The organism is Planococcus sp. APC 3906 (genome assembly GCF_030407685.1).
Taxonomy (GTDB): domain Bacteria; phylum Bacillota; class Bacilli; order Bacillales_A; family Planococcaceae; genus Planococcus; species Planococcus koreensis.
Genome location: NZ_JASDCW010000049.1, coordinates 1 through 9893 on the forward strand (window position 1 = coordinate 1; position 9893 = coordinate 9893).

Sequence of the window (9893 nt, forward strand, 5' to 3'; positions counted from 1 at the left end):
ATTAAACTACTTCGTTAGAAAAGTAATCAAAAAAGTGTCGATTGTTTTGAACTAATGCATGTATTAGCAAAAAATATAACCGAACTGTTCATTTATATTTTGTATTCAAATACACTAGCGGTAGTGTTAAAACAACATAGGATTATCTATATAAAATGGGCATACTAGCTTTTATTCAAGTAATTGAATATTTGTAATTTAAAGTTCCAACTGATCCTTAAGAATTTTAGGAGACAAAATTAAAAATTCGAAATTAGATCATTTAGTGTTTTTTGATTGAATCCTTAAAATGATTAGTCATCAATCTCTTATTACTGAATAGGATAATCTACTTGGACAGTCTCTTCAAAGCAGCTATTTCACCTAAAATTGTTGCTAGTGTTGCAATCCTCCATCAAACAGTATCGCGTAGATAAATAATAGAGAGTAATAAAGATAAGGACCGTAAGCAATCATACAGATTCCAAAAATAACAATCGCAAGTAGTTTATAACGATCATTTGGCAAATGCCAAATAAGAACTACCGCCAGGATAAAGAAAAAAGTCGAAAAGAGATACCCCATAAGTTGAAACACCAATACTGGTACTGCCATAGAGATTGAGCAAATGATCACCGCCAGCACATGGCCACTAATGAATGGTTCTTTTTCTTCTGCATTCATAAATTCACCTCTTAATTTGTTTTATTGTCGGCTGCACATTTTCTAAAATACTTATCTTTCCTTAAACATGACTAAAATTGGTGAGTTTGGTTCCGCATTATTCCGATGTACCGGATAAATCCTTACTTTGGTTTTAATATATATTCACTAAAATGATTTCAAGGCTATAGGGAACTGTTATGAGCTAAACTAAAGTGAGCGTAAATTATCTTGTATAGATGGATAAAAAGAGAATATTGTTCTGAAATTTAGTTTACATATCATGCGTTTATCGAAAGAGAAGAAACCTAATTCTGAGCATCTCCTTTTTTATTTGCAAAAACCATTTTTGCTTGGAGTTAACTATACGAAATAACTTATTTTAAACAGCGTTAATTTCTATACAAGGAACTCATATAAATTAGGAAGAATATGCTTTACACTTTTATTACTAATACTTAGATGATGTTTTTAGAGGAGCATGCATGAAGGCGATGATGGGGTGGTTGATCATAAAGACGCAGAACACTTAACAAGGAAAAATATATCAAACGTTTATCGAAGAGGGGCCACTGCGCACCAAGATTTAAAGCCGGAAAGCCATAAAATTCATATGCTGATAAAGGAAATTTTTGTTGGGTTATTGTGCCGAAGCCATCTTGGAGAAAGGCACTTTCTTTTTTCTTTAAAGCGAATATGTTATATTGTGAGTCAACCCTGAGTCAATTTCAGATGTGCTAGACATTTTCAGGCATTCTCAAACAGTCCCGCGCAGAAAGCTGTTCGTCTATAATGCGATTCTGGCAGGAAACGAAGATTAGTCAAAAGGAAGTGTAAGATGCAAAAAAAAATACCGGCATTTATTACTGAAATGCGCCAGATTAATGGAGCCCATGTCTTTTATCTCACCAAACAGAAACATCTCTATATTGAAAACGTCCTGATTTTTATTTTGGACGGAATTCAAAAAAAGGACCAGGTACTTGTGGTCGAAAACAAGCGCTTGATGCCTTTGATCTTAGCTCGTCTTGACTCAATGGTGACCAAAGAAGAGCTAAAGGGAGTTCACTTTTTTGACAGTTACGATTTATACTGGCATAAAGGGGATTTCCTGCCAAGTACAATTGTCGAATACTTTAAAGAAACGGCCGAACCTTCGCTTGACGAAGGAAAATCTTATCGTACATGGGGACATATTGAGTGGGGTACAGAAGCTGGTTTAGAAGAAGAGCTGCTGTCTTACGAATCCAAGATCAATCAGTTGATTTCCGAGCACAAACTTGTCGCAGTGTGTGCCTATGACGCAACAAGAGTGGCAGAGCATTTGCAGGAAAAACTTGGGCGATACCATAATGTTCTAATGAAAGATGACTCCATAATTTCACTAACACGATGTTTAAATAAAAAAAAGATGGAAGCTGTTGGAAGTGATACAGGCCAAAACAACAATCAGCGTTAAAGGAAAGTTGGAAAAATTTGTTTCGATAAAATGCCCTCATGCGCAAAAAAAGGATGACTGAATACGAGTCATCCTTTTTTGTATGCTTTTATTCATTTTCCTCAATCAAGACCCGAACGGCCATTTTTAAAGTCGAATAGATGCGATCTAATTGGATTCTGGTGCTATTAGTAACAAGTTTTTGAGCCAGTATCGGTGTAACTCCCGTCAACATGGTGCTTATGCCAAGAAGCTTAAGCGATTGGTACAACCCTTGCAAGAGCTCTTCACTTTGATCCCTTACGTGCGTTACTCCCGAAAAATCGATAATGACCGTGTGGACTTCCGGCATATTATATACCTGGTTAAGGATGTGCTCCTGCATATACTGTGTACGTTTCGCAGTTAAGGGGCCTGATATTGGCACCACTACAGCATATTCAAGAATCGGAACTGCCTGGGCGGAGAGCTCCAATAACGAGTCTTCCTGATCGGCAATCTGCTGATGCAATCCGTTTTCCAAGGTAATGTCCGTTGCGACCCCTACGATGATTTCCCGTTCTGGTAAATAGTGAAGCTTACAGTCGTAAGTAGCTCCAGCAAAATGCACTTGGTACGTCACTTTGCCTTGCGCAAGAGCTAATCGGTGATGCGTGATATTCGTTCCATTATCCTCTTCCTGATGGAATTCCTGAACGCTTTTTCCAATCACAGTGGACTTGGCTAAATTCCAGTCCTTCAGTTTTTGCCCTTCGATATCCAAGTAGCGCATGTGCTTATCGACTGCCCATAAAATACCAGCTACATAGGGGATATAATCGTTCGGTTCCATTGCTGCAAGTGGTTGTTGCTCATTTTCTACTATTAGATTTTTCACTTTCTCACCCCGTGATTAGCAGCTTGGAGATAAGCTTGCATTTGATATGAAAAGCATAACTCTAGACTGTTCCCCTAATTTACTGAATTGTAAACCCCATAGAGCGAGATGTTCCTTATGAGGAGCGCTTAAATTGAGACAAGAAATAGTTCTTCCTCGGTTGCAGCTATAAAAGCGGCTCGGAATACTTCGTAATCATATAACCAATAAAAAAACAGTCAGCTTAACAAAAAAGTCGACTGTCCTTTACTTTACAAACAAGAATTATTCTAATGTAGTCGTTTGTTTTGAACGATTTTTTTCCGTTCGGGATAATACCTGTTCATTGTCGGTATTAGACAAATTGGTATCTAAGAAGAACAATACTTCCCACATTGCGGATAAAGTCTTCTCCAAAGCTATGCCGAAGTTTGTTCGGGCTAATGCCTTCCACTTGGGCAAATGCAGCGGTGTACTTGGTCACTAGGTCGTCGATGGCTCGACCAGAAAGAGGGCGGGCGGCATCTCCCTAAAGCGTCACAAGCAGGAATGAGACTTCCTTCGACCCAGTATACCGGCCCTTCCGGATGTCCAGGTAGTCTCTTAAGTGTTGAATTGCCTTATCCATAATCCGGACGGTATCTTCTTTAGCGCCTTTCCGCTTGATGTCGGTCATTTGTTTCTTGAGGTTGATTTTCTTTACTAAAATGCTGGCCATTTCCCTGAGAAGGATGCCGCTGCAACATTCGATATCTAGGCCATTTTTATCTTGAATCGCTTCAAAACTAGTTAGAATAAAATTATATATAATCACTAGTGACAAAAATTTGAAAATCATCAAAGCAAAAGGCAACATTAATTACAAAAAAAGTCAGCGGGCTTGAAGAATTAGATTCTTCTAATAGCGAAGTTTACATTTCTTTTGTTTATTGAAATATATGGTTTAACTTTTACATTTAAAATAACTAAGGAAAGCCAAAAGCGGTTTATGGATAGCAACGATTCCGAGCTTTTTTACATCTTTCTATATTGGTTAGTAAAATTCTTCTCTTTGTTCTTTTTTTATCCCCTTCGTTATCGTAACAGCGTGGTGGTTGCAAAAATGTGGAATCAGTGACTAGGAGGTCAACAAATGGGCAAACTGAACGCTTTATCATTTTTGTTCTTCTTTATCGCTCTAACTATGCAAATCATTGACGCTGTGTTGGAATATGGGAATGTGTCGATTGACTTTAATTATTACTACGATCACTTTCTTCAATGGGTGTTATTGGCGATTGTTGGTGGACCTGGAACCGGTTTTATATTGGCCATATTCGGGAAAAAAGGGAATCCTCGGCTGATTGCTATCACGGCTAATGCCATCTTTTTTGTAATTGTTGCTCCATTAGGGTTGTTGAACCTGTGGATTATGACTTTTGGTAAATAAACTCTATGGAATGAAAAAAGGGAACTAGTAAGACGATTTAAAAGTAATAGAAAGAAAATCATTTTCAGTTTACATATTCGGAATTATCGTAAGTCATACATGAAAAAGAAGATGCTAGGAAGTAAGCATCTTCTTTTTCTTTACATTCGATAAGTTTGGGACAAGGTTTCTTTAAAGTCCTTTTTAATTAAAGAAATGATTCGGAAGGTACGGATATAAAAAGAGAACTAGAAGATGAACTGAGATGATACTCCAAGCTATTAATTTGTTCTCTATTTTTTGAACAACTAAAAACATTAGTGAACCTGTTAATGTGGCTAACAAGAAAAAAGGGCTACTTGAAAAATCCATTAAAAACTCGAGACCGATTCCAAGGATTATCCCTATACATGAAAATATAGCAACCTTTTTCCTGGTAAAGACCTCTTTATTTGAATCGCTAATAATTATTAAAATAGCAATCAGTCCTAAAGCATATCCGATGAAAGTTGCATACATGATAAAAAAGTAAAAGTAGTCAGATTGGTAGTGAGGATCAAATAAATAAGTCAAAATCATGTATGCTGACACCGAAGAAATAATAGATGCGGAAGAACCTTTCAAATAATTGATTACCATTTAACTTCTCTCCTTTTGGATTAGTGAAACAAAAGTTTAGAAATGATTTCATCAATACCAGGCATAAGAATGAATAGCGAGCCCGTAATAAAGAAGGTGCCAAGTACGAACAGCATTATGATCATTTTAGTGGCAGTCGAAACATCTTTCTTTAAAGCACCTATTACAAGAAAAGAAAGGCCTATAAAGAGTAATAATAATACCAAAATCCCATTTTATCTCTTCTTTCTGTAATATGTTTCTTTGTATACTCTATAATAACGATATATGTTTACAAAAGTTTCCATACTAAATTACCTGCAGAAGTGGATATTTACGAACGCTTAAAGTAACGGAAAAAAGAAGATGCAAGCGTAAACGAACTCTTATAACATGAAATAGAAGAGGTGGTAAGCCATTGGTGATGACATCCAGTGAAGTTTGCAGGAAATTGAACATTTCTCCTTCAACGTCAAGAAAGTACAGCCTTCGCTTTAGATTTGAAGGGATTTAAGGAAAGATGCGAAAACGAGACTCTTTGTTCATGGAGGTCTTGGAAGAGATGAAGCATAAATTGAATCGGATAGAAGAGCATCAGCAGAAGCTAGCTACCAATGCCCGAAGAAGCCGAGTTAGAGGTGCCAGAATCGTCCTCACAGCAGGAAGAAAGCCTAACTCAGACGGTAAGTACCACGAAAAAAAGATTTCCGAAGTTTATTGGCCAGGATCTGAAACAAATATGACCGAATGAGAAGTAAACTAATATATTAAGATTGTATTTGGACCGGAGGGTAACCATGAAGTTGATTCGGGAAAAATCGGATTTATTACATGATGAAATAGAAGACATGGGCGGAATTATAGACTTGGACTGGTGCGGTAAATTGCTGTATCCATATTACGAACATTTTAATGATGCTCAACCAAGATATATAGTAGGTTCACTTCTTGCTTTTTCGGGTCTTCTCATAGAGTGGGAAGACGAAAGTGGATCTCCATTTTATACAGATATTGAAGAACACAACTGCCATTGCCACCATTTTGATAAATATCTTGAAGAATTTTTAACATACTCTCCAAATATTAAAAAACAATACCCAAATATTTACCTGACTATCGTTGCATTGCTGGGTCAATTAAATGAAAGAGAGAATTGGGAAAATGGATTCCCTAATATTCCAAGCAGTTTATTTGCTGCCGTTAGAAAAAAATTGTCTCTAGAAGGTGCAAAAAAGATAAGTGATGATACTTATGAACATGCAATAAAAGAAGCATTTGAAAACATAGACTTAAACTAATTTGCAAAATTCTTGGTGGGTATATGAAACGAAAGTGAAGGAATTTGAAGGTAACTTATCTTGAATTAAGTTACCCTCAATAGAAGGGAAATTGAAAAGTTGATTTGGGGAAGGGGATTTTTATGAATTATACAGAACTGCTTCAGTGCCAAAGCTATCTTTATTTGAATTCGCTGTTTGAACCCGAGGACAACGCTTTAATCGTTGATATTGACCGTTGTAAAATAAATGCAACCCCAATTGGTGAGACTGATACTGTTTCGTCTTATGACCCCTTCGATGTGGATGAAACTCTCCCCATCATTCGACTTGAATTTGATTTTCACATTGCTTATTCGGTTCTAAACGAAAGCTTTACTGCTTTGGACAAGTACGAGGTTTATGAAGGGCGGTTTTTCTCGCTTTATTCAAAATCCCGATATCTAGATTTTATTGAGATCGGTACCACAGCTGAAGATGAGCATCCTGGGCCATATAAACATTACGGGATAAATACTTTAAATCACACAATTGATGTGATATCGACTGAACCTCCACGGGTTTCAATAATACACAGAGATGGTCAACATAAGTAATTTTTAAGATGTATATAAGGATGGCGAATGTAACTTAAATCATTAATTTACATTCGCTTATAAGTCTAAGTAGGAGGGAAGCAATTGAAAAAGCAATATTTCGTTCAATATTCAGATGCCAGTTTAATCAATGATTTTGTTCTTCCGAAAGGTAAGTTTGAATCAATTGCAATTGGAATTAGGGACATGGATCCCGATTTTCTTTTTGCGCTGATCCAAAATACCAGTAGCTTTCCTGTTTTTTTCGTTCTGGAATCTGTGGTTTTTGAACATATAAAAACGACTATTTCCGAGAAAAATATCTCTCACTATAAATTTTCTACGGACGGTTATATCATTAAAATTGATTCGATTGAAATATTAGAATGGGTTTGCACTAGTACAGTTGAATTAGTTTTAAATGGATTGGAAGTTTTTATTTTCTTTGGAGAAGATATTTCTGAAGGGGATCTAGTCCCAAGAAGAAATTGGGATAGCCCGACTGAATATAAAAACCTTGATTTTGATAAAGTCGAGACATTCATGGATGTATACGAGGTTGGCCTTACGATATTTACGAAGAATGAAAAATACAACTCACCTAAAAAAGTCACATCATACATATCGGCAGATTACTTGCTCGATTTAGTGAATAGTGACACTGAATAGAAAAGATTTTCAGTATTAGCAGCACTTGTTTTATTCTAGTTTGAATGTACCTTAATGCTAAGTAAGTTACATTCAAAACGCTAGAAACTAAAAGCATTAGGAGGGAAGAAGTATGAGCTTAGAACATGAATTTTTCTTAGTACCCAATACAGTTTCCTATCAAGAGTTGATGGGGAGCAATGAGAGAAACCCAGATATTATAGACTCCATAGATCTCCCCGATGATTTGATTCAATACATAGCCGATTCATTGAACTGGATTACATGTAAAAATCCAGCGAAATCAATGACAAGAGAAGTAAAAGGAATAAATTATTATGGTGTAACTCTTTTTGATCAAACGTCAGCAGCAACAATGAAAAGTATTTTTACGGCTTGGTACTCTTTATTTTCGAATTCTCCTGAAAAGTTGGAGTTGACTGGAGGATTTGTGGCTTCTTACAAGAAAAATATATGGGGTGAATACGAACGTTTAATTTTCATTAGGGATGACGTTCTTGAATTACTAGAAAGATTGCTCTCTATGATTGGCCGGTTGAAAGAAGAGAACCTCTTTCTTTACCATCTGGGAATATGAAAAACGAATGTAACTTATGGTGAATTAAGTTGTGTACCGCTACTTAAGTCATCATAAAGATATTGAAAGTGCGTTCAGATAAAAGGCAGCCCTTAACCGCCGTTCGTTAATATTTGCAAGTAAATAGTCCAGATACCGAAAAGGGTGAATAGAAGTGGATTTTGGCAAACATTGTTCGGTCAAATTGCAGGAGTTGGTGGGAGGACATAACCGTTACGAGGAGCTGTACTTCACTTTAGATGAAATTAAAAAGTTGCCTAAAATCCTGCAAAGTTTTGATGATCTTGGTGATTTGATTATTACCCCTTATCACCTTACAGATAACTCGATTATGGAGATCTATTGGTGTGAACTTATTATTGAGACAGTAGCTCAAGTACAAGACAAATTTATCGAGTTACTGAGTGAGGCTGGTGCAAGCAAATTAGAAGAAATAGAAATCAAATACATTGATCAATGGGATTACACTCACTATCAAGTATTACCAGGGGACAAAAAAAGAATTATTGAAAGTTTAGAACGCTATATATCGTACATGGAAAATATAGAAGTTGCTCTGCGGGAAGAATATGATATGCCCGATCATAAGGAACAGTCGATATTTTATAATGTATGGTAGAGAATTCGAAGAAAGGGTGGGACTGCATCCCATGGGTTCATCAGAAAACACACCAGAACTGAGTTCTTCAGAAAAATAACATATCTAAAAGACTTCGCTAAAAGGTCTTAAATTTCGACTTTCAATCGGACTAAAGCTTTCAAACAAGCAATTATCAGGAACTGCTTAAATGAAATGGGAGAGAAGATGTGCTTAAACAGCATCTTCTCTCCTTTTTTGTCAGAGAAAGTATAATTTCAAAAGGGCTTTAATAAGATGAGTAGAACTACAAACAAAGGAATACCGAAAAAGTTACCGAATTACCTATTCAAGTAATTAAACGGCTTGATCTAGAACGAATCAAAACAAATGTGAGAAGGGAACAAATTCATGTATCTAACAGAGGAGGGAGCATTTCAAGTAATGTTATGTTCTTAGAAAAATACTACCTTTTAACAAAATCAGATGATGTCGGAGGTTTATTAGACAGTCTGATGATTGTAGAGAACGGAAAAACGCTTGATATTGCATTATAGTACGATTGGCTAAAGTGCATTGAAGAAGTTAAAAATCAAAAAAATAAATGAGCAAGAAGAAAGGGGAAATATTATAGACCTTATTTCAGGCATAACCAGATAAGAAAGGAGTGATTTTGTGGAAAATGAATGGGTGCAGTTTCTAGATATCATAAATTTAAGCCCCGAAATGAAACGAAAAGCAAAACTTGAAGTTCTATTAGAAACAGACCAGGAAATTCCAGATGAAAGTTTTATCAACCAACTGGGAATTAATCTACGAAAAGTATATCTCATTGAAGAATCGTTTCAGATAGTATGGATTAAAAGAACAAAGGAAAATGTGGACCTTACGTATCTTAAAGGTAAAAAAGTAATGTTCACTGATATTAATATTATAAAAAATTTATGGGGCAGATTTGCAGGAGAATATTTGTTGTTCTTACCAAATCATATTGATATTAAAAGCGTACCAATGGGAGATGCAGAAGAAACAATTGGACTTATACTAAGTCAATTTAAAAATCTACTGATGAAAACTCCTGATGGTCATGAAGTATTGTACTTATATATCGGTGATAATCTGATTTAAAAATAAAGCTTAGATGAATAATTCTTTTATTAGGGAATTGAAAATGCTGTTACATCTAAAATGACATTCGAGTTGGCAGTATAAAAAGTCAGTCTGTTTGGAGAAATCCATCGTACTGTTCTTTATTA

General features: G+C 35.8%; 10 protein-coding genes. 8 read left to right on the forward strand and 2 right to left on the reverse strand.

Features of this window, described 5'->3' with window-relative positions:
- Window positions 1–375 precede the first annotated feature (375 nt).
- Window positions 376–663, reverse strand: a complete 288-nt coding sequence (locus QMA09_RS16585) for a hypothetical protein (RefSeq protein ID WP_290213915.1) — start codon at window positions 661–663, stop codon at window positions 376–378.
- A gap of 817 nt (window positions 664–1480) precedes the next feature.
- Here QMA09_RS16585 and QMA09_RS16590 point away from each other — a divergent pair.
- Complete coding sequence (locus QMA09_RS16590) at window positions 1481–2101, forward strand: MEDS domain-containing protein (RefSeq protein WP_290213916.1); 621 nt, start codon at window positions 1481–1483, stop codon at window positions 2099–2101.
- A gap of 88 nt (window positions 2102–2189) precedes the next feature.
- On the opposite strand, the gene QMA09_RS16595 is transcribed toward QMA09_RS16590, so the two are convergent.
- Entirely contained in the window at window positions 2190–2957 is a 768-nt protein-coding gene (locus tag QMA09_RS16595) for an STAS domain-containing protein (protein WP_290213917.1), read from the reverse strand.
- 1111 nt (window positions 2958–4068) lie between these two features.
- Between QMA09_RS16595 and QMA09_RS16600 the strand changes: the two genes are divergently transcribed.
- The 7 genes from QMA09_RS16600 (at window position 4069) to QMA09_RS16630 (ending at window position 9765) form a co-directional block, all read left to right on the forward strand.
- Entirely contained in the window at window positions 4069–4365 is a 297-nt protein-coding gene (locus tag QMA09_RS16600) for a hypothetical protein (RefSeq protein WP_290213918.1), read from the forward strand.
- 1394 nt (window positions 4366–5759) lie between these two features.
- The gene (locus QMA09_RS16605; protein ID WP_290213919.1) at window positions 5760–6260 is read left to right on the forward strand and encodes a hypothetical protein; all 501 of its coding nucleotides are present in this window, start codon (window positions 5760–5762) and stop codon (window positions 6258–6260) included.
- Between the two features lie 122 nt (window positions 6261–6382).
- Entirely contained in the window at window positions 6383–6835 is a 453-nt protein-coding gene (locus tag QMA09_RS16610; protein ID WP_290213920.1) for a hypothetical protein, read from the forward strand.
- 84 nt (window positions 6836–6919) lie between these two features.
- Window positions 6920–7483, forward strand: a complete 564-nt coding sequence (locus QMA09_RS16615; RefSeq protein ID WP_290213921.1) for a hypothetical protein — start codon at window positions 6920–6922, stop codon at window positions 7481–7483.
- Window positions 7484–7595: 112 nt separating this feature from the next.
- Window positions 7596–8060 (forward strand): hypothetical protein, encoded by a 465-nt coding sequence (locus QMA09_RS16620; protein WP_290213922.1) that lies wholly within the window; start codon window positions 7596–7598, stop codon window positions 8058–8060.
- Window positions 8061–8214: 154 nt separating this feature from the next.
- A complete protein-coding gene (locus QMA09_RS16625) occupies window positions 8215–8679 on the forward strand; it encodes a hypothetical protein (RefSeq protein WP_290213923.1) in 465 nt (154 codons plus the stop codon).
- A 633-nt stretch (window positions 8680–9312) separates the two neighbouring features.
- Window positions 9313–9765, forward strand: coding sequence for a hypothetical protein (locus QMA09_RS16630; protein ID WP_290213924.1), 453 nt, complete (start codon window positions 9313–9315; stop codon window positions 9763–9765).
- Window positions 9766–9893 lie beyond the last annotated feature (128 nt).

Coding starts and splice junctions, on each gene's coding strand:
- QMA09_RS16600 (WP_290213918.1), top strand. CDS start 4,069: ATGGGCAAACTGAACGCTTTATCATTTTTGTTCTTCTTTATCGCTCTA.
- QMA09_RS16585 (WP_290213915.1), bottom strand. CDS start 663: ATGAATGCAGAAGAAAAAGAACCATTCATTAGTGGCCATGTGCTGGCG.
- QMA09_RS16620 (WP_290213922.1), top strand. CDS start 7,596: ATGAGCTTAGAACATGAATTTTTCTTAGTACCCAATACAGTTTCCTAT.
- QMA09_RS16605 (WP_290213919.1), top strand. CDS start 5,760: ATGAAGTTGATTCGGGAAAAATCGGATTTATTACATGATGAAATAGAA.
- QMA09_RS16610 (WP_290213920.1), top strand. CDS start 6,383: ATGAATTATACAGAACTGCTTCAGTGCCAAAGCTATCTTTATTTGAAT.
- QMA09_RS16590 (WP_290213916.1), top strand. CDS start 1,481: ATGCAAAAAAAAATACCGGCATTTATTACTGAAATGCGCCAGATTAAT.